21 protein-coding genes, 2 pseudogenes and 1 riboswitch are annotated in these 22812 nt (G+C 70.3%); of the genes and pseudogenes, 10 read left to right on the top strand and 13 right to left on the bottom strand.

The features are described 5' to 3' along the window. Window positions 1–79 precede the first annotated feature (79 nt). Window positions 80–241, bottom strand: a riboswitch (cobalamin riboswitch). Window positions 242–357: 116 nt separating this feature from the next. Then, a pseudogene (locus ACH4FH_RS24430) lies at window positions 358–946 on the top strand (Uma2 family endonuclease). A gap of 91 nt (window positions 947–1037) precedes the next feature. Here ACH4FH_RS24430 and mctP read toward each other — a convergent pair. The 3 genes from mctP to ACH4FH_RS24415 all read right to left on the bottom strand — a co-directional run bounded on the left by mctP (window position 1038) and on the right by ACH4FH_RS24415 (window position 3995). After that, window positions 1038–2663 carry a monocarboxylate uptake permease MctP gene (gene mctP / locus ACH4FH_RS24425; RefSeq protein WP_398558063.1) on the bottom strand — a complete coding sequence of 542 codons (1626 nt, stop codon included), beginning with the start codon at window positions 2661–2663 and terminating at the stop codon, window positions 1038–1040. 68 nt (window positions 2664–2731) lie between these two features. Then, entirely contained in the window at window positions 2732–2992 is a 261-nt protein-coding gene (locus ACH4FH_RS24420) for a DUF3311 domain-containing protein (protein ID WP_398558001.1), read from the bottom strand. Window positions 2993–3233: 241 nt separating this feature from the next. Beyond that, the gene (locus ACH4FH_RS24415) at window positions 3234–3995 is read right to left on the bottom strand and encodes a GntR family transcriptional regulator (RefSeq protein ID WP_393896628.1); all 762 of its coding nucleotides are present in this window, start codon (window positions 3993–3995) and stop codon (window positions 3234–3236) included. A 242-nt stretch (window positions 3996–4237) separates the two neighbouring features. On the opposite strand from ACH4FH_RS24415, the gene ACH4FH_RS24410 reads away from it, so the two are divergent. The 4 genes from ACH4FH_RS24410 to ACH4FH_RS24395 all read left to right on the top strand — a co-directional run bounded on the left by ACH4FH_RS24410 (window position 4238) and on the right by ACH4FH_RS24395 (window position 8972). Further along, window positions 4238–5506 (top strand): extracellular solute-binding protein, encoded by a 1269-nt coding sequence (locus ACH4FH_RS24410; protein WP_398558000.1) that lies wholly within the window; start codon window positions 4238–4240, stop codon window positions 5504–5506. Window positions 5507–5594: 88 nt separating this feature from the next. Next, a complete protein-coding gene (locus ACH4FH_RS24405; RefSeq protein ID WP_398557999.1) occupies window positions 5595–6587 on the top strand; it encodes a carbohydrate ABC transporter permease in 993 nt (330 codons plus the stop codon). Further along, the gene (locus ACH4FH_RS24400; RefSeq protein ID WP_398557998.1) at window positions 6584–7414 is read left to right on the top strand and encodes a carbohydrate ABC transporter permease; all 831 of its coding nucleotides are present in this window, start codon (window positions 6584–6586) and stop codon (window positions 7412–7414) included. Before ACH4FH_RS24405 ends, ACH4FH_RS24400 begins: the two co-directional genes overlap by 4 nt. Before the next feature lie 7 nt (window positions 7415–7421). Beyond that, complete coding sequence (locus ACH4FH_RS24395; RefSeq protein WP_398557997.1) at window positions 7422–8972, top strand: glycoside hydrolase family 3 protein; 1551 nt, start codon at window positions 7422–7424, stop codon at window positions 8970–8972. A 132-nt stretch (window positions 8973–9104) separates the two neighbouring features. Here ACH4FH_RS24395 and nagB read toward each other — a convergent pair whose 3' ends face one another. After that, window positions 9105–9887, bottom strand: a complete 783-nt coding sequence (gene nagB, locus ACH4FH_RS24390; RefSeq protein ID WP_398558062.1) for a glucosamine-6-phosphate deaminase — start codon at window positions 9885–9887, stop codon at window positions 9105–9107. Window positions 9888–10609: 722 nt separating this feature from the next. On the opposite strand from nagB, the gene ACH4FH_RS24385 reads away from it, so the two are divergent. Beyond that, window positions 10610–12082, top strand: a complete 1473-nt coding sequence (locus ACH4FH_RS24385) for a sensor histidine kinase (protein WP_398558061.1) — start codon at window positions 10610–10612, stop codon at window positions 12080–12082. A gap of 260 nt (window positions 12083–12342) precedes the next feature. On the opposite strand, the gene ACH4FH_RS24380 is transcribed toward ACH4FH_RS24385, so the two are convergent. Continuing rightward, window positions 12343–12600 (bottom strand): WhiB family transcriptional regulator, encoded by a 258-nt coding sequence (locus ACH4FH_RS24380; protein ID WP_003983230.1) that lies wholly within the window; start codon window positions 12598–12600, stop codon window positions 12343–12345. Between the two features lie 319 nt (window positions 12601–12919). Beyond that, the gene (locus ACH4FH_RS24375) at window positions 12920–13903 is read right to left on the bottom strand and encodes a diacylglycerol/lipid kinase family protein (protein WP_398557996.1); all 984 of its coding nucleotides are present in this window, start codon (window positions 13901–13903) and stop codon (window positions 12920–12922) included. A gap of 95 nt (window positions 13904–13998) precedes the next feature. Between ACH4FH_RS24375 and ACH4FH_RS24370 the strand changes: the two genes are divergently transcribed. Further along, the gene (locus ACH4FH_RS24370; protein WP_398557995.1) at window positions 13999–14454 is read left to right on the top strand and encodes a hypothetical protein; all 456 of its coding nucleotides are present in this window, start codon (window positions 13999–14001) and stop codon (window positions 14452–14454) included. 154 nt (window positions 14455–14608) lie between these two features. On the opposite strand, the gene ACH4FH_RS24365 is transcribed toward ACH4FH_RS24370, so the two are convergent. The 4 genes and pseudogenes from ACH4FH_RS24365 to ACH4FH_RS24350 all read right to left on the bottom strand — a co-directional run bounded on the left by ACH4FH_RS24365 (window position 14609) and on the right by ACH4FH_RS24350 (window position 17098). After that, window positions 14609–15586: an RNA polymerase sigma factor SigF gene (locus tag ACH4FH_RS24365; RefSeq protein WP_398558060.1), complete on the bottom strand. Its 978-nt coding sequence runs from the start codon at window positions 15584–15586 to the stop codon at window positions 14609–14611. A gap of 43 nt (window positions 15587–15629) precedes the next feature. Beyond that, window positions 15630–16043 carry an anti-sigma factor gene (locus tag ACH4FH_RS24360; protein ID WP_003985353.1) on the bottom strand — a complete coding sequence of 138 codons (414 nt, stop codon included), beginning with the start codon at window positions 16041–16043 and terminating at the stop codon, window positions 15630–15632. 282 nt (window positions 16044–16325) lie between these two features. Continuing rightward, window positions 16326–16806, bottom strand: a pseudogene (locus tag ACH4FH_RS24355) (GNAT family N-acetyltransferase). A 31-nt stretch (window positions 16807–16837) separates the two neighbouring features. Then, window positions 16838–17098, bottom strand: a complete 261-nt coding sequence (locus ACH4FH_RS24350; RefSeq protein ID WP_398557994.1) for a UBP-type zinc finger domain-containing protein — start codon at window positions 17096–17098, stop codon at window positions 16838–16840. Between the two features lie 91 nt (window positions 17099–17189). Here ACH4FH_RS24350 and ACH4FH_RS24345 point away from each other — a divergent pair, with 91 nt between their 5' ends. Then, entirely contained in the window at window positions 17190–18791 is a 1602-nt protein-coding gene (locus tag ACH4FH_RS24345) for a Na+/H+ antiporter (RefSeq protein WP_398557993.1), read from the top strand. Window positions 18792–18848: 57 nt separating this feature from the next. Here the strand turns inward: ACH4FH_RS24345 and ACH4FH_RS24340 are convergent, their stop codons facing one another. From ACH4FH_RS24340 to ACH4FH_RS24330, 3 genes are all read right to left on the bottom strand, one after another. Further along, entirely contained in the window at window positions 18849–19730 is an 882-nt protein-coding gene (locus ACH4FH_RS24340; protein WP_398558059.1) for a 1-aminocyclopropane-1-carboxylate deaminase/D-cysteine desulfhydrase, read from the bottom strand. Between the two features lie 200 nt (window positions 19731–19930). Beyond that, window positions 19931–20521, bottom strand: coding sequence for an N-acetylmuramoyl-L-alanine amidase (locus tag ACH4FH_RS24335; protein WP_398557992.1), 591 nt, complete (start codon window positions 20519–20521; stop codon window positions 19931–19933). A gap of 199 nt (window positions 20522–20720) precedes the next feature. Further along, entirely contained in the window at window positions 20721–20957 is a 237-nt protein-coding gene (locus ACH4FH_RS24330; RefSeq protein WP_398557991.1) for a hypothetical protein, read from the bottom strand. A 173-nt stretch (window positions 20958–21130) separates the two neighbouring features. On the opposite strand from ACH4FH_RS24330, the gene ACH4FH_RS24325 reads away from it, so the two are divergent. Both ACH4FH_RS24325 and ACH4FH_RS24320 read left to right on the top strand, forming a co-directional pair. After that, a complete protein-coding gene (locus ACH4FH_RS24325) occupies window positions 21131–21868 on the top strand; it encodes a helix-turn-helix domain-containing protein (RefSeq protein WP_398558058.1) in 738 nt (245 codons plus the stop codon). Window positions 21869–21878: 10 nt separating this feature from the next. Further along, window positions 21879–22796 carry a glutaminase gene (locus ACH4FH_RS24320; protein WP_398557990.1) on the top strand — a complete coding sequence of 306 codons (918 nt, stop codon included), beginning with the start codon at window positions 21879–21881 and terminating at the stop codon, window positions 22794–22796. The last annotated feature ends 16 nt before the right edge of the window (window positions 22797–22812 follow it).

The raw sequence follows: 22812 nt of genomic DNA, 5'->3' as shown, positions 1-22812 counted from the left end.
TCGGGATGCGCGGGCACACCGCGCGGCGTCCACCGGCCCATCCCACGGGGCCCGGACGTATCGACGTCCGCACCGATGGCGGTGCGGGCGTACCGTCGGCAGGTCTTCGGACTCCACGGGCGCGCCGGTAGGGCTTTGGGGCCTTATGGGCGTGCTCGTACACCGTTGCGGGACAGTTCCGGATTCGCACCGGATTCCCCTGCGGCGACAGCGAGCACGAGCATACATGTGGTGGTGGCTTCTCGTGTGCACCCCCATATCTAGTGAGTTGAGAGTGATCAAGCGGTGTCTGTCCGTGCGCTCGGCTATCGGCTTCCTACGTCTCCCGCTCCGTTGATGACAGAGGGAGAAGGTTCCATGACCGCGCTTGCCGACCGGCCGCACATCATGGGCACCGAGCATTTCGAAGAGGCCGCTCGGATACTCGCCCGCCTGGAGGAAGGCGCGCGGTGGGAACTTATCGACGGGACGGTCAGGAGCAAGCCCATGCCGGACGGGGACCACGGGCGGATCATCCAGTGGCTTACCCGTGTCTGTATGCAGCATCGGCCCGAGCTCTGGCTCGACGCCCGGCCAGGGCCTGAAGGTGCAGACGTACCGAAGCGGCCGTGCCCGCCCGGACGGGACGCTCGCGCCCATGGATGCTTTCGTCGGCCAGGGCGAATGGGCCGGCCCCGACCCGGTTCTGATGGTTGTCGAGGTCGCCTCCCACGACCCCGATGCCGACCAGCGGGACCGGGTGGAAAAGCCCCGTGCGTACGCGGAGACCGGCATCCCGCTCTCTCTGCTGGTGGACCGTGATGCCCACCACGTCACGGTCTACAGCCGGCCCGACGCCGACCGCTACGAGAACGTCCACACCGTCCCCTTCGGCAAGTCGCTCCACCTGCCGGACCCGGTGAACATCACGCTCGAAACCGAGGCGCTCAAGGACTGGGTGAGCTGAACCGGCGCGGACGTCGCGCCGCGCTCCGCACGCGAACGGGCCGCCGCACCCTGGGGGTGCGACGGCCCGTGGCCGGGAGCGGTGCGGCGGGTCAGCGGCCCGCGGGGGCCTCCTCCGCGGTAGCAGGCGGCAGGTCGGGGCTGACGCCCTTGTCGCCGATGTCCGCGGTGTAGTCGCCGGGGCTGGTCTCGTCGACGCCGTCCGGCGCCTTCGCGGCCTTCAGGGCGAAGGTCAGCACGACGGTGACCACGACGTTCAGCACGAACGCGGTCAGGCCGATGTAGCCGATCTCACCGATACCCGGGATCTCCCTGCTGGAGCCGCCGAAGTGCGCCTGGGTGGGGCTGGCCACGCCGTACGCCGCGAGCGTGCCGTACGCCATGCCGACCGCCCAGCCGGCGAGCAGCGCCCAGCGGTGGAACCAGCGGGTGAACAGACCGCCGACGAGGGACGGCATGGTCTGCAGGATCCAGATGCCGCCCAGCAGCTGGAAGTTGATGGCGACCGTCTTGTCCATGGTCAGGACGAAGGCCAGCGCGCCGACCTTCACCAGCAGCGAGACGAGCTTGGCGACCTTGTGCTCCTGGGCCGGGGTGGCGTCCGGCTTCAGGAAGTCCTTGTAGACATTGCGGGTGAAGAGGTTGGCCGCGGCGATCGACATGATGGCCGCGGGCACCAGGGCGCCGATGCCGATCGCGGCGAACGCCACGCCGGCGAACCAGCTCGGGAACATGTCCTCGAAGAGCTGCGGAATCGCCAACTGGGGGTTGCCGTGGATCTCCGTGCCGGCCTTGATGGCCATGAAGCCGAGCAGCGCCAGCAGGCCCAGCATCAGGGAGTACAGCGGCAGGATCGTGGTGTTGCGGCGGATCACGTTGCGGCTGCGCGAGGACAGCGTCGCGGTGATCGAGTGCGGGTACATGAACAGCGCCAGCGCCGAGCCCAGCGCCAGCGTGGCGTAGGCCCATTGGGCGTTGGGGCCGCTCGCCAGCTCACCGCGCGGCTTACCGGTCGGTCCCGGCTGCTCGAACGCCTTCCCGGCCGAGTCGAAGATCGCGTCGAAGCCGCCCAGCTTGATCGGGATGTAGATGATCGCCACCGCGATGACGAGGTAGATCAGCCCGTCCTTGACGAAGGCGATGAGCGCGGGCGCCCGCAGCCCCGAGGAGTAGGTGTAGGCCGCCAGGACGGCGAAGGCGATCAGTAGCGGCAGGTCCTTGACGAACCAGTTGGTGGTCTCGCCGCCGCCGATACCCAGGACGTCCAGGACGGCCTGGATGCCGACCAGTTGGAGCGCGATGTACGGCATGGTCGCGAGGATGCCGGTGAGCGCCACGGCCAGCGACAGGCCCTTGGAGCCGAAGCGGCCCCGGACGAAGTCGGAGGTGGTCACATAGCCGTGCTTGTGCGACACCGACCACAGACGGGGCAGGAAGGTGAAGATCAGCGGATAGACCAGGATCGTGTAGGGCACGGCGAAGAAGCCGGCCGCGCCCGCCGCGTAGATCGCCGCCGGGACGGCGACGAAGGTGTACGCGGTGTAGAGGTCGCCGCCGAGCAGGAACCACGTCACCCAGGTGCCGAAGCTCCGGCCGCCCAGGCCCCATTCGTCGAGGTTGGCGGACTGCTCAGCCTTGCGCCAGCGGGCGGCGAGGAAGCCCATGACCGTCACGGCCAGGAAGAAGAACACGAAGACGGCCAGCGCGACGCCGTTCACGCCGTCGGTGGACGAGGCGGCCGGCGGGGCCGGAGCGGCCGGGGCCGCGGAGGCGATTGTCAGGAGAGTCACTGTGCCGCACCCGCCTTACGCGCGCGCTTCTCACGCTGCACGAGCTTGTACGCGGTCATGGTCAGCGCGGTCGAGATGAACACCCACGCCATCTGGTACCAGTAGAAGAAGGGGATCCCTATGAAGGTCGGCTCGATCCTGGCGTAGGAACTCACCCACAGCATCGCCACGAACGGAGCGAGCAGGCACAGCCCGATCACCACACGCGCGGGTGTGACGACCTTTCTGGTGCCTGGCGATTCGGCTGGCTCTGGCATGGGTGTGCTCCGTCCCTGGCGATCTCCTGTGTAATCGGCTGGAAATCTATGGCAGGGCCGTGGCGCGCGTCACTAGCTGTCCGCATATCGGTATGGAAGAGATTTCATTGCGGCCGGCCTACGGGTCCCGGAGCGGGGCGCATCGGTGCAGCTCGGAGGACCCGGGGCGGATCCGGGGCGGACGGCGGCAGCGCGTGCGCCCGGCCCCGCACGGTCGTGTACGGGGCCGGGCGCCGGGCGTTCAGTCCGTGGGGCGCTGCAGCCTGGCGACGAACTTGTAGCGGTCGCCCCGATAGACCGAGCGCACCCACTCCACCGGCTGTCCCTGCGCGTCGAGGGAGTGCCGGGAGAGCATCAGCATGGGCAGGCCGACATCGGTGCCCAGCAGACCGGCCTCGCGCGGGGTGGCGAGGGAGGTCTCGATGGTCTCCTCGGCCTCCGCGAGGCGGACGTCGTAGACCTCGGCCAGTGCGGTGTAGAGGGAGGTGTACTTGACGAGGTTGCGGCGCAGTGAGGGGAACCGCTTGGCGGACAGGTGGGTGATCTCGATGGCCATCGGCTCGCCGCTGGCCAGCCGGAGCCGCTCGATGCGCAGCACCCGGCCGCCGGTGGCGATGTCCAGCAGGCCGGCCAGCTGGTCGTCCGCGGTGACATAGCCGATGTCCAGTAGCTGGGACGTCGGTTCCAGCCCCTGGGCGCGCATGTCCTCGGTGTACGAGGTCAGTTGCAGCGCCTGGGAGACCTTGGGCTTGGCCACGAAGGTGCCCTTGCCCTGGATGCGCTCCAGGCGGCCCTCGACGACCAGTTCCTGGAGGGCCTGGCGCACCGTCGTGCGGGAGGTGTCGAACTCCGCGGCGAGGGTGCGCTCGGGCGGCACCGGGGTCCCCGGCGGCAGAGTCTCGGTGATCTCCAGCAAGTGCCGCTTGAGGCGGTAGTACTTGGGCACGCGAGCGGTGCGTGTGGCGCCGCCGCCGTTCTCGGCGCTGCCCCCTTCGGTGTCCATGACCCGCCTCTCCGACTCCTGTCGCGCTGCCGTCACCGGCTCCTCCGTACGTAGCGGCTCACATCGTGGCATGAGTGGGGTTCCCATGCTTCCTCGCAGGTCCCGGCCCGCCGGATGTCGGTCCGGTAACGGAGCCGACAGCGACTCTTATACACCCCTTGACACCCCAAAAGGTCTAGGCCAAGCTGCGGGCACTGGTCTAAACCATTAAAGACCACACCCGGCCTTTGGGGGAGAGCGCGATGAAGCGTGGGCTCATAGCAGCGACGGCGGTCGCGGGAATGCTGGTGAGTGTCGCTGCCTGTGGGTCCAGCGACGACAACAAAGCGGGAGCGGATGGCTTCAAGGGCCAGAAGCTGACCGTTTGGGTGATGGACGGGTCCAACCCGGCACAGTGGACGAAACAGGTCTCCGAGCAGTTCAAGAAGAAGACCGGCGCCACGGTCGAGTTCAAGGTCCAGCAGTGGAACGGAATTCAGCAGAAGCTGAGCACCGCCCTCTCCGAGGACACTCCGCCGGACGTCGTCGAAATCGGCAACACGCAGACGGCCGCCTACGCCAAGGCCGGTGCCCTGGCCGACCTCGGCGACGTGAAGAAGGAGATCGGCTCCGACTGGAACGACGCCTTCAACAAGAGCGCGCTGGTGGACGGAAAGCAGTACGCACTTCCGTGGTACGCGGGCAACCGCGTGGTGATGTACAACAAGAAGATCTGGGCCGAGGCGGGCATCAAGGGGACCCCCAAGACCCGTAACGCACTCTTCAAGGCATTCGACACCATCAAGAAGAAGACCGATGCCGAGCCGCTCTATCTCCCCGGCCAGAACTGGTACTTCTTCGACGGGCTGACCATCGGCACCGGCGCGGAGCTGGTGAAGAAGGCCGGCGGCAAGTGGGTCTCCAACCTCGGTGACCCCAAGGTCTCCAAGGCCATGGACATCTACAAGCAGTACCAGTCCTTCAGCACCGCCCCGAAGAACAAGGACGAGGCCACCCCGCAGCAGGCCGAGATCTTCTCCAAGGGCAGGACCGGCGCGGTCATCGCCATGGGCTACGAGGCGAATACCGCCATCGCGGCCAACCCGAAGATCAAGGACGACATCGGCTTCTTCACCATCCCCGGGGAGACCGCCGACAAGCCCGAGGGCGTATTCCTCGGCGGCTCCAACTTCGCCGTCGCCGGCATGGGCAGGAACCAGGAACTCGCCAAGGAATTCCTGAAGATCGCCCTGTCCAAGAAGAACGACGGGCAGATGGTCAAGGAGGTCGGCTGGACGCCCAAGTCCCCCGACCTGACGGACGCCGCCAAGGGCAACCCGGCAGCCGAGGCCGCCGCACCCGCCGCGCAGAAGTCGGCGGGCACCACGCCGCCCATCCCGCAGTGGGCAGCCGTGGAGAACGTGCCGAACCCGATCAAGAGCTATATGACGGCGGTCCTGAACGGCAAGGCCCCGGCCGACGCGGCCAAGGACGTCGAGTCCGAGATCAACGCGCGGCTCGCCAAGCAGTAGCCACACCGGCTTCCGTACGGGCCGGCCGTCCCCGGCCCGTACGGAACCACCGCACGCGCAACACCGGTTCGATGGGGAGAAGGCGGTCATGGCAGTGCAGCTCGACGACGCGGTAAAGACGACCGCGCCGCCCCTCGGTACGGGGGGCGCACCGCCCGCCCGCCGCGGACCCCGCCGCCCGCGGGCCGCCCGCGGCGCCCCGTATCTCCTGCTCCTCCCGGCCCTGGCCGCGACCGCGGTCTTCCTGGGCTGGCCGATGGTGCGCAATCTGCTGCTCTCCTTCCAGAACCTGAACATGAAGGAGCTGATCCAGCACCTCACCGACTGGCGCGGCATCGGCAACTACCAGGAGATCCTGGGCAGCGAGCAGTTCTGGCGGGTCACCGTCCGCACCCTCGTCTTCACCGCCGTCAACGTCGTCCTGATCATGGTGATCGGGGTGCTGATCGGACTGCTGCTGGCCCGGCTCGGCACCAAGATGCGGCTGACCTTGTCCGTCGCGCTGGTGCTCGCCTGGGCCATGCCCGTGATCGCCGCGACCACCGTCTTCCAGTGGCTGTTCGACTCCCGCTTCGGCGTCGTCAACTGGCTGCTGGACAAGCTCGGCTGGCACTCCATGGCCGACTACGACTGGGTCGGCACCCAGCTGTCGACCTTCTTCGTCATCACCGTCCTGATCGTGTGGCAGTCGCTGCCCTTCGTGGCCCTGAACCTCTACGCGGCCACCACCACCATCCCCAAGGAGCTCTACGAAGCGGCCCGGATGGACGGTGCCGGCACCTGGCAGGTCTTCACCTCGGTGACCTTCCCCTTCCTCAAGCCCTTCTTCCTCGCCACCACGTTCCTTGAGGTCATCTGGGTCTTCAAGGCGTTCCCGCAGGTCTTCGCGATCAACGAGGGCGGCCCGGACCGGCTCACCGAGACCCTGCCGCTCTACGCCTTCACCGAGGGCGTCGGCAACCTCCACTTCGGCATGGGAGCCGCGATCTCGCTGCTGACGATCCTCGTGCTGCTGGCCATGACCGCGTACTACCTGCGTCTGACGATCAAGCAGGAGCAGCAAGAGGAGAACGAGCTGTGAAGCACTCCCTGGCCGGCCGGATCTGGCCCAACGCCACGGCGATCGTGCTCGCCGTCGGCTTCGTCTTCCCCGTGTACTGGATGTTCAACACGGCCTTCAAGCCCACCCGGGACATCATCACCGAGGACCCGGTGTGGTTCCCCTTCCACGGCACGTTCACGCACTTCGCGGCGGCCGTGAACGCCCCGAACTTCTGGACCCTGGCCCGGAACTCGGTCCTGGTGACGGTGCTCGCGGTGGGACTGTCGCTGCTGATCGCGCTCTGCGGATCGTTCGCCGTCGCACGGATGCGCTTCAAGGGCCGCAAGGGCGTCCTGCTGACGTTCATGGTCGCCCAGATGGCGCCCTGGGAAGTCATGGTGATCGCCAACTACATGATCGTCCGGGATGCCGACCTGCTCAACAGCCTGTTGCCGCTCACCTGCTTCTACATGCTGATGGTGCTGCCCTTCACCCTTCTGACGCTGCGCGGCTACGTCGCGGCGGTGCCCAAGGAACTGGAGGAGTCCGCGATGGTCGACGGCTGCTCCCGCCGGCAGGCCTTCACCAAGGTCGTCTTCCCGCTCCTCGCCCCCGGACTGATGGCCACCTCCCTCTTCGGGTTCATCACCGCATGGAACGAGTTCCCCCTCGTCCTGGTCCTCAACAAGGAACCGGAGGCGGGCACCCTGCCGCTGTGGCTCTCACAGTTCCAGAGCCAGTTCGGGGACGATTGGGGTGCCACCATGGCCGCCGCGTCGATCTTCGCCGTCCCGATCCTCGTCCTCTTCCTGTTCCTGCAACGCAAGGCGGTCGGCGGTCTCACCTCCGGCGCAGTGAAGGGATAACGCAGACATGACTCCTCTTGTTCGCTCCGTCCGCTCCGCCGACACCCTCACCCGCGACGCCCTGGCCGTCCTCCAGCCCGGCTTCACCGGAACCACCGCCCCCGACTGGCTGCTGCGCCGCCTCGGCGAAGGGCTGACCTCGGTGGGGCTGTTCGGCCGCAACGTCGCGACCCCCGCACAACTCGCCTCCCTCACCGCACAGTTGCGGGAGGTACGGGAGGACGTCCTGGTCGCCGTCGACGAGGAGGGCGGCGACGTCACCCGCCTCGAAGTGCGCGGCGGTTCCTCCTTCCCCGGAAACCTCGCACTCGGCGCCATCGACGACACCGGCCTGACCCGCGACGTCGCCCGGGAACTCGGCCGCCGTCTCGCCGAGTGCGGCGTCACCCTCAACTGGGCACCCTCGGCGGACGTCAACTCCAACCCGTCCAACCCCGTCATCGGTGTCCGCTCCTTCGGCGCCGACCCGCAGCTGGTCGCCCGGCACACCGCCGCCTACGTCGACGGCCTGCAGTCCGCCGGCGTCGCCGCCTGCACCAAGCACTTCCCCGGCCACGGCGACACCGCCGTCGACTCCCACCACGACCTGCCGCGCATCGCCGCCGACCTGCCGACCCTCCAGGAACGCGAACTCGTGCCGTTCCGCGCCGCCATCGCCGCCGGCACCAGAGCCGTGATGAGCGCCCACATCCTGCTGCCCGCCCTGGACGGCAGCCGCCCCGCCACCCTGAGCCCGGCAGCCCTGCACGGTCTGCTGCGCGCCCCCGCCGCCGAGGGCGGCCTCGGCTTCGACGGGTTGATCGTCACCGACGGCATGGAGATGCAGGCCATCTCCGCCACCTACGGCCTCGAACGCGGCAGCGTCCTGGCCATCGCCGCCGGCGCCGACGCCATCTGCGTGGGCGGCGGACTGGCCGACGAGGACACCGTGCTGCGGCTGCGCGACGCCTTGGTGAACGCGGTACGCGACGGCGAACTGCCGGAGGAACGGCTGACCGAGGCCGCGGCACGAGTGCGCGCCCTGGCGCGCTGGGCACGGGATGCGAGCGCGGCGGAGGGGGTCGCGCCCGCACCCGGGATCGGCCTCGCCGCCGCCCGCCGCGCGCTGCGCCTCACCGCCGACGGCCCCTACGCGCCGCTGACCGGCCCCGCGTACGTCGCCGCCTTCACTCCGCTCGCGAACATCGCCGTGGGGGACGAGACGCCCTGGGGAGTCGCCGCGGAACTGAGCCGGCTGCTGCCCGGTACGGACACCGCCACCTACACCGGCGAAGCCGCCGCCACGGCCGGTACCACCGCCCTGATCGACGGTCTCCTCGACGCCGCCGCCGGCCGCCGCATCGTGGCCGTCGTCCGTGATGTCCACCGCCACCCCTGGATGGCCGAGGCTCTGCGCGCACTCCTCGGTGCCCGCCCCGACACCGCCGTGGTCGAAATGGGCGTTCCGCAGTCACCGCCTCTGGGCGCCCCGCATCTCGCCACCCACGGCGCCGCACGGGTCTGCGGCCAGGCCGCCGCGGAGACCCTCACCGGTCAAGGACCCGCTCCACGCCGGTGACGCGGACCGCGGCGCCGCCGGGGGATGCGGCGTGGCCGGGACACCGCGTGGGGCGGCCCGGCCACGCCGGATGGGCCTCGGCCCCTGGGCCGGGGGGCTCAGGGGCCGCGGCCCGTCCGACGTTCCCGCAGCTCAGATGCCCTGCCACTCCGGCTTGGCGGCGTAGGTGGCGCGGAAGTAGTCGGCGAGCTTGAGCTTGGAGGCGGCGGCTTCGTCGACGACGACCGTCGCGTGCGGGTGAAGTTGCAACGCCGAGGCGGGCACCAGCGCGGCCACCGGCCCCTCGACGGACTGGGCGACGGCGTCGGCCTTGCCCTCACCGGTGGCGAGCAGCACCAGATGGCGGGCTTCCAGGATGGTCCCGATGCCTTGGGTGATGACGTGGTGCGGGACCTCGTCGAGGCTGTCGAAGAACCGGGCGTTGTCCTCCCGGGTCTGCCGGGTCAGCGTCTTGATGCGGGTACGGGAGGCGAGCGAGGAGCACGGCTCGTTGAAGCCGATGTGCCCGTCGGTGCCGATGCCGAGCAGCTGCAGGTCCACGCCGCCGGCCGCGCTCAGCGCACGGTCGTACTCCTCGCAGGCCGCCTGGACGTCCTCGGCCGAGCCGTCAGGGCCCATGAACGCGCCCTCGCTCAGTCCGAGGGGCTCGACGACCTCGCGCAGGACCACCGAACGGTAGGACTCCGGGTGGCCGGGCGGCAGGCCGACGTACTCGTCGAGCTGGCAGATCCGGGCACGTGAGGCATCCACCGCACCGGCGCGGACCTTGCCCGAGAGCGCCTCGTAGACGGGCAGCGGGGTCGAGCCGGTGGCGACACCGAGCAGAGCGTCGGGCTTGCGGCGCACCAGGGCGGCGATGGCCTCCGCGATGAGTTCGCCGCCTGCCGTGGCGTCCGGGACGATGACAACTTCCACGCTTGGCCTGCCGTTCTGGAGAATGGGCATGTGGTATAGACCAATCTACCAGAGGGCGGCCCGCCGGGCCCCGTGGCGTTCCTGGGTGCGAGGCACGTTCCCGTGCCGCTTCTCGGCCCGGAGTCGTAGGGCGGTGCGCCTGCCGCCGGTCGCAGGAGTGGCAGCCCTTCGCGGGCGCGCCGACACGGCACCCGTGCGTACGAAGTCGCCGCGACCCTGCGGAAGATGAGGGCGCGGGGGTGTCGCCGCCACGCGCTCGGGACACCTTGGGTCGCGCGGTGCGTGAGAGGTGACCGCCGGATGGGCGGGGGTGAGGGGCCCGGTTCCGCTGAGGCCGGTGAGGCGGCGGGGCGGCGGCGGAAAGCCCGGTTCGGGGCCGGGAGACGGCGCGCGAGGAGTCCTGAAGCACCCGCGGGCCGCGGCGCCGGGACAGGACCCTCAACCTGTCCGGCACCGCAGCCCGGAGCTGACATCGGCCGGTCCCGCTTTCGGGCGGGAGGTACCCCAATGTGCGGTAGGGGTACGGACCCGTCCCGGGACCGGTCGATCGGAGGCCGGGACGCAGTCAGGGCAGAGAGCGCCTCGGGCCTCGTTCCGCTCTCCTGTGCGGGGAGAACGGAGGTCTGTTTCACGCATTGTGGACTAGACCATTCTTGGTTGTCCATGCTCGCGCAAGGACAACACATACACCGTACGCCGGTAGGCTCCAAGACGTGCCCTCCATGAACGATCTCGTACGCCAGCACACCGCTCTGAGTGACTCCGACCTCGAGTGGCTGCACCTGTTGGTCTCGGAGTGGCAGCTGCTCTCCGATTTGTCCTTCGCCGACCTCGTCCTCTGGGTCCCCACCCTGGACGGCACCCGCTATGTGTCGGTTGCCCAGATGCGTCCCAATACGGGCCCCACGTCCTACCAGGACGACATGGTCGGCCATCTCGTCCCGCGGGGCCGTCGCCCCATGCTGGACTCCGCCCTGGACGAGGGCCGGATCGTGCGCGAGGGCGACCCGGAGTGGCGGGAGGAGGTGCCGGTACGCGTCGAGTCCATCCCGGTACGCCGCGAGGGACGGGTGCTGGGCGTGATCGCCCGCAACACCAACCTGCTGACCGTACGCACCCCGAGCCGGCTGGAGCTCACCTACCTCCAGAGCGCCTCCGACCTCGCCCAGATGATCGCTGCCGGATCGTTTCCCTTCCCCGGCCAGCAGGTCGACATGGACGCGTCGCCGCGGGCCGGCGACGGCCTGATCCGTCTCGACGCCGACGGTGTGGTCCAGTACGCCAGCCCCAACGCGCTCTCCGCCTACCACCGGCTCGGCCTCGCCGCCGACCTGGTGGGCCACCACCTCGGCCGGGCGACCGCCGAACTCGCCCCGGCGCGCGGCCCGGTGGACGAGGCCCTGGTCAAACTCGCCAGCGGCTGGGCCCCTCGGGAGTTCGAGGTCGAGGGCGAGGAAGGCGTGATCCAGTTGCGCGCCATCCCCCTCAAGCCCAAGGGCACGCACATCGGTTCGCTCGTGCTGCTGCGCGATGTGACCGAACTCCGCCGCCGCGAACGCGAACTGATCACCAAGGACGCCACCATCCGGGAGATCCACCACCGGGTGAAGAACAATCTCCAGACCGTGGCGGCGCTCTTGCGGCTCCAGTCGCGCCGGATGGACTCCGCCCAAGGCCGCGATGCGCTCAACGAAGCGGTCCGCAGGGTCGGTTCGATCGCCATCGTGCACGAGACGCTGTCCCAGAACCTCGACGAGCGGGTCGAGTTCGACGAGATCGCCGACCGGGTGCTCGCCATGGTGGCGGAGATCTCCCCGGGCAAGGTGACCGCCCGCCGCACCGGGCGCTTCGGCATCCTGGACGCCGAGGTCGCCACGCCGCTGTCGATGGTGCTCACCGAAATCCTGCAGAACGCCCTGGAACACGCCTTCGACCAGGGGGAACACGGCACGGTCGAGGTCGGTGCGGTGCGCGGCGGCAGCCGCAGCGAGCCGCGCCTGCTGGTCACCGTGCAGGACGACGGACGGGGCCTGCCGGAGGGCTTCGACCCGCACCGCGCGGGAAACCTGGGGCTGCAGATCGTACGCACCCTGGTCGAGGGCGAGTTGGGCGGCAAGTTCGACATGGTGCGCGCACCCGAACGGGGGACCCAGGTCATCCTCGATGTGCCGGTCCGCCCCGAGAAGCAGCACTGACGCGCAGAGGCCGCGGAGTCGGAGCGGGCAATCGCCGGCTCCGCATGGCCGATCCGCATCCCGCGGTCCGCAGCGGCGACCGGCCGGATGGTCGGCAGGCACGCGTCCTGCGGTAACCGGACCCCGAACAGCAGCAAGCCCCGGACCATCCGGTCCGGGGCTCAAAGCTCATATCGCGATGCGTGACCGCCAGGCTTTCAGCTCTGGGGGAGCATCGGTGTTACTGCGCGCTGCGGCTCGGGGGCCACGGGGCGTCTGGCTCAGGCGCTGGCGTTGCGCGCCCGGTTACGAGCTGCACGGCGCTTCATTGCGCGGCGCTCGTCCTCGCTCAGACCACCCCAGACGCCGGAGTCCTGGCCGGACTCGAGCGCCCACTGCAGACACTGCTCCATGACGGGGCAGCGGCGGCAGACGGCCTTGGCTTCCTCGATCTGCAGGAGCGCAGGACCGGTGTTGCCGATGGGGAAGAAGAGCTCGGGGTCTTCCTCGCGGCAAACGGCGCGGTGACGCCAGTCCATGGCTGCTCCATCTCCTCGTGTGACGGGAACGTTGCTTGTGAATGTGAACGCTTTCACGAATCCCTCCACAAGGGAAGGGCCGAACTCCAGTTGTGAACTGGTGCGGTCCTGTGGATGAGGAGGAGGATTCGGACTCTCAAGGGGGCCGGTTGAGCGGCCGTCCCGATCGCCATGAAGAGACTCGCAAACCTCGGCGACGGATACAACCCCTTCTGGAAAGTTTTTTTTGATTCCTTGGTGTCGCCTAGCTCACAGCCGTACTTCCAGGGGGTGGAGGTCAGTCTAAACGTTCGAGTGAAAGGACTTTAGGCCCTGCTGCTCACACAATCACACGCAGTGCACGGCGAACGCCTGTGAACGTCACACTCGTACGCAGCCCCAGGTGGTCACCGTCCATCTGGAAGGGCAGCGGAGCCTGCGAATGCAAGGTGAAGTCCGTGAGGTCGTGAAGGGACACCGCGTGCTTGCCGTGGGGCCCGCGCTGTGGTGTTGACGCCAGCAGCTGGGTGGCGTATCGGGTCACCGCGGGGGCCGAGAGCTTGCTCAGTGCGAACAGGTCGAGCGCCGAGTCGAAGGATGCCCGCGGGGAGGGGTAGACCGGGCGATTGCCCAGGTAGGTCCAGGGTGCGGTGTTGCAGATTATGGACATCGCGAGGCCCTCGACGACCTCCGTGGAGCCCTCGGTCGCGCCGGGGCGTTCGAGGGTGATGCCGCCCTCCCGGCGCCTGGCCTCCCCCATGAACTGGCGTACGACCTGTCGCACGTACAGGGCATGCGTCGAACGCTTGCCGCGTTCGCGTTGCTGCTCCACGCGGCCGACGACACCCGCGTCGAAGCCGAAGCCGGCACAGAAGGTGAACCAGCGGGACGGCGCCCCCTCGTCCTCGCTCCCCGGAGTGCCCGCGGCCAGGCCCAGGCCGATGGTGCGTTCGCTGCCGTCACGCAGCGCGTCCAGCAGGGCGCCGGTGGCTTCCACGGCGTCGTTGGGGAGTCCGAGCGCGCGGGCGAAGACATTGGTGGAGCCGCCGGGGACCACGGCGAGGCGCGGATGGGAGTCGGGATCGGGGCCGTGGGTCAGCAGGCCGTTGACGACCTCATTGACCGTGCCGTCACCGCCGAGGGCCACGACCAGCTCGGTCTCCCCGCCTTCTGCCGCATGCCGGGCCAGATCCCGGGCGTGCCCGCGGTACCGCGTCTCGGCGACCTCCAGCTCGAGGTCGCTGGCGAGGGCGTGGGCGAGCACATCACGGGTGCGGGCACTGGTGGTGGTTGCTGCGGGATTGACCACGAGAAGTGCGCGCATATGTAGCAGCGTACCTACCCGCTGGTTGCCGTTTCGGTCCCCGTCCGTCACCAGGGGGACCGGGAGCCGCCGACAGCCGGCGCTACCCTGCTGGGGTGAGCAGTCAGCAGAAGCAGTCCACGACCCGAGCCGCCGGCACCTCCGCCGTGCCCGAGCCCACCGGTCCCCGGCCCGCCCGGCTGAGCGCCGCGGCGGCGCTCACCGCGGTCGAGGGCCTGGCGCTGGCCGCGCTGGGCGGATACATGCTGATCATGGGTCTCGCAGGTTCCCCCGACAGTGCGCGGCAGGCGGAGATGGGCGGCTTGACGGTGCTGGCCCTCGCGGTGCTTCCGCTGGTGGCCGCGCGCGGGCTGTGGCTGCGCCGGCGGTGGAGCCGCGGCCCGTCGCTGATCACCCAGATCGTGGCGCTGCCGGTGGCCTGGACGCTCGTCAACGGTGGTGGCGCGCTGATCGCCGCCGGTGTCGGGCTCGCGCTGGCCGCACTCGTCGTGCTGGCGCTGCTGGTCAACCCGACGGCCACCGAGGCCCTGGGTATCGGCCCGCGCGAGTAGCGAGCCGGACGAACCGTACGGATTCCTGGGGCGCCGCCGAGCTGATGGGCGTCGACGCAGGGGACCGGTGTGCGCGCGAGGCCCGGATGAAGGCCCCGGACGAACAAGAGGCGGGGCCCTGAAGAGCCCCGCCGGTCACGATCGTGCTGGTGCGCTACTCCTCGACGAGGAGCTTCTCGCGCAGCTGAGCGAGGGTGCGGGCCAGCAGGCGCGAGACGTGCATCTGGGAGATGCCGACCTCCTGGGCGATCTGCGACTGGGTCATGTTGCCGAAGAACCGCAGCAGAAGGATCTTCTTCTCGCGGGGCGGCAGATCTTCGAGCAGTGGCTTGAGGGACTCGCGGTACTCCACGCCCTCCAGCGCCTCGTCCTCGGAGCCGAGGGTGTCGGCGACAGCCGGGGACTCGTCGTCGGTGTCGGGGACGTCCAGGGAGAGGGTGCTGTAGGCGTTGGCCGACTCCAGTCCCTCCAGGACCTCTTCCTCGGAAATGCCGATCTGCTCGGCCAGTTCATGCACCGTGGGTGCCCGGCCGTGCCGCTGGGAGAGCTCGGCAGTCGCGGTGGTCAGGGACAGCCGCAGCTCCTGGAGGCGGCGCGGTACGCGCACCGCCCAGCCCTTGTCGCGGAAGTGCCGCTTGATCTCTCCGACGACCGTGGGGGTGGCGTAGGTGGAGAACTCCACGCCGCGGTCCGGGTCGAAGCGGTCCACGGACTTGATCAGGCCGATGGTGGCGACCTGGGTCAGGTCGTCCAGCGGCTCGCCGCGGTTGCGGAACCGCCGTGCCAGATGCTCCACGAGCGGCAGATGCATGCGGACCAGCGTGTTGCGCAGCTCCGCCCGCTCGGAGGAGCCGTCGGGGAGTTCCCGCAGCTGGTAGAACATCGCCCGCGCGCCGCTGCGGTCGTGTGGATCATGGGCATGCTGCGGCTCGTGGGCATGCTCGGGTTCCTGGGGCTTCTGGTCGGGGGCGGGCGCATCGTGCGGATGCTCCTGCTTCCCCTGCTGCTCGCTCTGGTCCATGTGGTCCGCCCGCTCTGGCTGCTCCGACGCGTCCAACGGGCCGCCCTGGTCGTCCACGCTCACCGGATGCGGCCGTGCCTGCTGGTCAGGGATGGTCACCCCGGGTGCCATCCGCGCGCCGCGTTCGAGATCTTTCACGGGGCCCCCTGTTCGGTCATGACGGTCCGGGACCGGCGCCGCGCTCCTTGTACAGACTGATGGTGACCGTACGGTCCTCGGCGACGGTGGAGTCGACCTTGCCGGCGAGTGCGGAGAGCACCGTCCAGGCGAAGGTGTCGCGCTCGGGAGCGCGGCCGTCGGTCGTCGGGGCCGAGACGGTCACCTGCAGTGCGTCATCGATGAGGCGGAAGACGCAGCTCAGCACACTGCCGGGCACGGCCTGTTGCAGCAGGATCGCGCATGCTTCGTCGACCGCGATGCGCAGATCCTCGATCTCGTCGAGGGTGAAGTCCAAACGGGCTGCGAGGCCGGCCGTGGCCGTACGCAGCACGGACAGGTAGGCACCCGCAGCGGGCAGACGGACTTCCACGAAGTCCTGAGTCCCGGGCTCGCCTGCGATCTGGGACACCCTCACCTCCAAGGTGGCACAAGCTGGTTGAGCTGGAATGCTGGATATACGAGATATCCACGCCGGTCGTCTCTCCCCTCGGTGAAAGGAGAACGATCCGGCGCAGCACATGGTTCGGCTGCGACGCTATCGCGATCTGTGGGCCGATGTCGCCCGGAAGGAGCACGGCTGCCGCCCGGACGGCGATTCGGGCCCCGGTCGCCCGGCGCCTTCACTGTCACTCATTGTAAGGCTACGGGTACGCACAGTGGCTAGGGGTCTGCACTGCCAAATCCATACTGATTACGCTCCGTTGACGCGCGAGGAGCCCGCAAGGTTGTGCAGTGCCTCTCCAGTGAGCCGGAAGACCGTCCATTCGTCCATGGGCTGGGCGCCGATCGACCGGTAAAGGCCGATGGACGGTTCGTTCCAATCCAGGACTGACCACTCGAAACGCTCATAGCCACGGGTCACGCACACCTCCGCGAGGGCCGCAAGCAACGCTTTCCCGTGGCCGCCGCCGCGCGCTTCCGGCCGGACGTACAGGTCCTCCAGATAGACACCGTGCGTACCCGTCCACGTCGAGAAGTTCCGGAACCACAGGGCAAAGCCCACGGGGGCGCCGTCCGCCTCCGCCATGAACGCGAAGGCCGCCGGCTGGGGCCCGAAGAGGGCTTCCCGGAGCTGCGGCTCGGGCGGCGTCCGGCTCGCGTTCGTAGGCGGCCAGCTCGCCGATCATGGCGAGGATGACGGGGACGTCGGCGGGGGTCGCTTCGCGGATCATGCGGAGAGGCTAAAGGGGCCCGGGCCGTCCCTCACACCAGGAGCTGGTCGGTGAAGCACCAGCGCCAGGACTCACCGGGCTCGAAGGACCGCATCACCGGGTGGCCGGTCTCCGCGTAGTGCGCGCTCGCGTGCCGGTACGGCGAGGAGTCGCAGCACCCGACGTGGCCACAGACCAGGCACAGCCGCAGCTGTACGGGATGGCTGCCGACGGCCAGGCACTCCAGGCAGGTGGCACTGAGCGCGCCCGGCTCGGCGCGCGGCAGTTCTGATACGTGCGTGCACTCGCTCATGATGGCCAGGTTAGATCGCCGGGACGGATGACGAAGAGCGTCCCCGGCCGGGGGCCGCGGGACGAGACGAACACGGGGACGGGACGGACCGATGGCTGTGATGCCGATGTTGTTGCTGGTCGCGGGGAGCGCCGCGGTCGCCGGACTGGCACGCCGCACGCCCGTCCCGGCGCCGCTGCTGCTCGTCGCCGCCGGGCTCCTGGTCGGCTACGTCCCGGGTATCCCGGACTACACCCTCGATCCGCACATCGTGCTGCCCCTGCTGCTCCCGCCGCTGCTGCACACCGCGGCCCTGGAGAGCTCGTATCTGGACCTCCGCGCCAATCTGCGGCCGGTGGCACTGCTGTCGGTCGGCTATGTCCTCTTCGCCACCGTCGCCGTCGGCTATGCGGCCTACCTCGTGATCCCGGACCTGCCGCTGGTCGCGGCGCTGGTCCTGGGCGCCGTGGTCGCGCCACCGGACGCCATCGCGGCCACCGCCATCGCCCGCAAGCTCGGGCTGCCGAGCCGGGTCACGACGATCCTCCAGGGCGAGTCGCTGTTTAACGACGCCACCGCCATCACCGCGTACAAGGTGGCCCTCGCCGCGGCCGTCGGCGTCGGCGCGACCTGGGGGGACGGCCTCAAGGAGCTCGCCATCGCCGCCGTGGGGGGCGTCGGGGTCGGCGTGGTGCTGATGGTGCCGCTGCACTGGCTGCGCCGCAGGCTGCGGGACTCCGCCCTGCTGGAGAACACCCTCTCGCTGCTCATCCCCTTCTTCGCGTACGCGGCGGCGGAGCAGGTCGGGGCCTCCGGTGTGCTCGCCGTCGTCGTGGTCGGCCTCTACCTGGGGCACCGCTCCTGGCAGGTCGACTTCGAGACCCGGCTCCAGGAGGAGGCCGTCTGGAAGATGGTCTCCTTCATCCTGGAGTCCACCGTCTTCGCGCTGATCGGCCTGCAGTTGCCGGTCGTCCTGCGCGGCCTGGGGGAGTTCAGCGGTCAAGAGGCGCTCTGGTACGCGGTGGTGGTGTTCACCGTGGTGGTCGTGGCGCGTTTCGTGTGGGTCGTTCCGGCCACGTCTCTGCCGCGCGTCCTGTCCGCCCGGGTTCGCGCCAAGGAGCCAGAGATGCCCTGGCCGGCGACGGCGATCGTCGGCTGGGCCGGGATGCGCGGCGTGGTGTCGCTGGCCCTCGCCTTCGCCATCCCGGCCACCGTGCACGACGGTGGCGCTTTCCCCGCGCGCAACCTCGTGCTCTTCCTGACCTTCACCACGGTGATCGGCACCCTCGTCATCCAGGGGCTGACGCTGCCGCCGCTGATCCGCGCGCTGAAGGTGCCCGGCCGGGACGTCCAGGCCGAGACGCTCGTCGAGGCCCAGGCGCAGAACGAGGCGTCGCAGGTGGCCGAGGCGCGCCTGGAGGAACTGCTGACGGACGAGCGCAACGCGCTGCCGGGGCCGCTGGCGGACCGGCTGCGCACCGTCATGGAACGGCGCCGCAACGCGGTGTGGGAGCGGCTCGGCACCGTCAACGAGGTCACCGGGGAGTCCGCCGACGAGACCTACCGGCGGCTGGCGCGGGAGATGATCGACGCCGAGCGGCGGGTGTTCGTCGAGCTGCGGGACCGCCGCCGGATCGACGACGAGATGCTGCGGACGCTGCTGCGCCGGCTGGACCTGGAGGAGGCGGCCGCGTACCGGGAGGGGGCTTCCTAGGGAGGCGCGGCAGGCAGGGATGCCGGTCCGCACCGGGCGCATCGGTGCTCCCGCGGCTCAGGGCGTGCCGGTGATCACGGCGGCGACGGTGCTGCCGGGGGCGAAAGCGCCCTCACCGGCCAGAGTCGTCAGCGCGAGCAGCAGCTTCGCGACGTAGACGCGCTCCAGCGGCAGACCGTGCCGGGCCTCGAAGGCGTCGGCGAATGCGTCGAGTTCGGGGGTGCGCCGGGCGTATCCGCCGCAGTGGAAGCGGGCTTCCAGCCGCCAGTTCCCGCGCCGCCCACCGAACGCGGCCCGCTGGAGGTCCTCGACCGTGCGCTGGAGGAAGTGCGGGCTCCCGCCTTTGAGGACGGCCACGCCGATGGCCCGCTGACCGGGCGCGAGGCCGGCGGCCAGCCCGGCGAGGGTGCCGCCGGTTCCGCAGGCCACGGCGACGGTGTCCGCGACGCCGCGCAACTCCCTGCCCAGCTCCGCGCAGCCCTGTGCGGCAAGGGAGTTGCTGCCGCCCTCGGGTATCACGGCGAAGGCACCGAAACGGTCGTGCAGCGCGTCGAGGACGTCCGCCTCGGTCTTGCGGCGGTAGGTTCCGCGGTCGACGAAGTGCAGTCGCATGCCGTCGGCCGCGCAGCGGGCCAGGGACGGGTTGAGCGGTGCGCCGGCCAGCTCGTCGCCGCGCACCACGCCGATGGTGGAGAAGCCCAGGAGACGGCCGGCCGCCGCCGTGGCCCGCAGGTGGTTGGAGTACGCGCCACCGAAGGTGAGCAGGGCGCGCTCGCCGGACGCGGCGGCGGCCCGCAGATTGGGAGCCAGCTTGCGCCACTTGTTGCCCGGCAGATCGGGGTGGATCAGATCGTCCCGCTTGAGCAGCAGTCGGACGCCGTGGCGCGCGAACGTCTCGTCCTCGACCTCTTGCACCGGGGACGGCAGGCGGGGGCGCAGTGCTCCGGGGCCGGAGGGCCCGGCGGGGGCCGCGGGCGGCCGCGGCGCCTCGGGCTGATCGGGCGGATCGGGGACTGAGCTGGTCACAGGCCCTATTGTCCCGCGCTGCCGGGCCGGGGGACGGCTCGGGCCCGCTCCCCGGCCCCGGCTTCCGGCGCGCTCTTCGCCCGTCCGCCCGTCACGACCGGCGTCGGCCGCCGCTACTTCAAGCGGTCGGCGATCCGCTCGCGGAGGTCGTCCATGGTGAAGCCGCGGGGATCGCTCTTGCCCGGCTGCCACTCCAGATGGCCGATGACGGAACGTTCGGTCCAGCCGTGTGCACGGCACAGGGCTGCCGCGGCCTTCTCCAGTGCCGTGATCTGGGCCGGTGGCCAGGGGTCCGTGCCGTCGCCGAGGTTCTCGCACTCGAAGCCGTAGAAGGCGCGGTTGCCGTCGGTGTCGGCCTCGTTGTCCGGGGGCAGTCGCTTCTCGGCGATCACCGCGCGCAGGACGTCGCCGTCGCCGAGGCCCGCGTGGTTGGCGCGGCCGCCGCCGACGAGATGCACCGTGCCGTCCTTGGTGATCACGCCGTGGCACAGCGGACCGGGCAGGTCGGGACGGCCGTCGTAACAGAGCCGGACGGTGCTTTCTGCGCCGGATGTGGCGGTGTGATGCACCATCACGCCGTGCACCGTGCCCCAGGGGCCTTTGTGGTTGCGGTGGTGTGTCTGCCAGTCGTCGACCTCGACGACCCGCAATCCCTCTTCCTTGAGGACGTCGAGGAAGCGCGCGGCGGACAGGGGTGCGGGCATGCCGACTCCGATCGGTGCGCGGCGGCCGCGGACCGCGCACCGCCTCATGCCTCGCTTGTACGGGACGGGCCGCTGCCAGGGGAGCGGAACGCCATAAAAAGGACCAGGCGTTCGGCCCCTGTACGAGCGGTTCCGGCCGCCCGGAGCGGCCGGGGTGGCCGGGGTGCGTCCGCCCCGCCGCGGCGGGCCCGTCGCGCTGCTACGAGCCGTGCAGGAACGCGTCCCCATGGGTGGCGATGTGGGCCTCCACGGCCCGCAGCGCGTTCTGGGTCGCGTCCGGCGTGCCGCTGCCGTTGCGCTCGGCGTAATACGCGGCGCCCAGCTTCTTCAGCAGATCGCTGCCGGCCCTCTGCTGCTGTACCTCGTCGACCTTCTGCTTGCCCTGCGCCAGCCCGCGCTGTGCCTGCTCCTTGGCGCGGTCGAGAAACCCTGCCATGTGCTGCCTCCGTGAAGGTCGGTGTCGTAAGGGATCAACGGCGCGGACGGCCGAAGGGTTCCCGTGCCAGGCTGGAGTACGTGAGCGACAAGCGCGACACGGGTGAGCCGCACGGCGCAGTGGGCGCACCGGGCAGGAACGACGCGACGGGCGCGAGGGACGCCGCCGGGCCGGTGCCCGACCCCGGCGCGGAGCTGTCCGGCGGGTACCGCGAGCGGGCGTCCCGGCTGCCGGGTGCGGTGCTGTGGACGGCCACCACACCGCCCTCACCCGGCCCCGTGCTCCCCGACGGCTGCACGGACCTGATCTGGGGCGAGGGACGCCTGCTGGTGGCCGGTCCTGACACCGGCCCGCACCTCCTGGACGACGTGGCGCCCGGCGCCCGCTACGTGGGGCTGCGCTTCGCCCCGGGCCAGGGCCCGGCGATCTTCGGCGTACCGGCGCATGAACTGCGCGACCAGCGGTTGCCGTTGGCTGACCTCTGGCCGGCGGACCGGGTGCGCGAGCTGGCCGAGCGGGTGGGCGCGGCGGCCGCGCCGGGCCGTGTCCTGGAGGAGGCCGCCGCGGCCCGGCTGCGGGAGCCGGCCGGTCCGGTCGTCCGGTCCTTGCGCCCCGCCCGGACCGCCGCGATCGCCGCGGGGCTGGCCCGGGGCCTGCCGGTTGCCGAGGTCGCCCGCTCCGTGGCCCTGAGCGAGCGCCAGCTCCACCGCAGGAGTCTGGACGCGTTCGGGTATGGCCCGCAGACGCTGGCGCGGGTGCTGCGGCTGGTGCGCGCCCTCGGCCTGGCGCGCTCCGGGGTGCCGTACGCGCAGGTCGCGGCCCGTGCCGGATACGCGGATCAGGCGCACCTCGCGCGCGAGGTGAAGTCCCTGGCGGGGGCTCCGTTGGGGGTGCTCCTCGGGCCGGGTTAGCGTGTCCGGCATGGACTACCAGGCCGTTCTCGAGGAGGTGGCCGCCTTCGCCCGGCCGTTCGTGGGGAAGGGCCAGGTCGCCGATTACATTCCGGCGCTGGAGCGGGTGGATCCCGGCCGGTTCGGGATCGCGGTGGCGGACATCAACGGCGAGGTGTACGGCGTCGGCGACTGGGAGGTCCCGTTCTCCGTGCAGTCCATTTCCAAGACCTTCTCGCTGGCGCTGGTGATGGCCGGCTCCCAGGACACCGAGGACATCTGGAAGCGGGTCGGGCGGGAGCCGTCCGGTACGCCGTTCAACTCGCTGGTCCAGCTGGAGTGGGAGAACGGCATCCCGCGCAACCCGTTCATCAACGCGGGCGCGCTCGTGGTCACCGACCAGCTGCAGACCCTCACCGGCGACGCCAGCACCACGATGCTGCACTTCCTGCGGGAGGAGAGCGGCAACCAGGATCTCGCCTTCGACCAGGGCGTCGCCGACTCCGAGGCCGACCACGGCGACCGCAACGCGGCGCTGGCCCACTTCATGGCGTCCTTCGGCAATCTGGAGAATCCGGTCCCCAGCGTCATAGAGCACTACTTCTGGCAGTGCTCGATCGAGATGAGCTGCCGCGATCTGGCCGTCGCCGGCGGTTTCCTGGCCCGCCACGGGCTGCGCGCCGACGGCAGCAGGCTGCTGGGGGCGCGCCAGGCCAAGCGGATCAACGCGGTGATGCTGACCTGCGGGACGTACGACGCGGCGGGGGAGTTCGCCTACCGCGTGGGGCTGCCCGCCAAGAGCGGCGTGGGCGGCGGCATCGTCGCCGTGGTCCCCGGCCGCTGCACGCTGTGCGTATGGAGCCCGGGGCTGGACGCCCGCGGCAACTCCGTCGCGGGCGCCGCGGCCCTGGACCAGTTCACGACGCTGACCGGCTGGTCGGTGTTCTGACCGGCCCGCGGCCGTC

The sequence above is a fragment of the Streptomyces sp. NPDC017993 genome, from assembly GCF_044328065.1.
In the GTDB taxonomy this organism is placed as follows: Bacteria; Actinomycetota; Actinomycetes; order Streptomycetales; family Streptomycetaceae; genus Streptomyces.
Note: the sequence above shows the minus strand (reverse complement) of the source record. Positions and strands in the feature narration are given on the sequence as shown.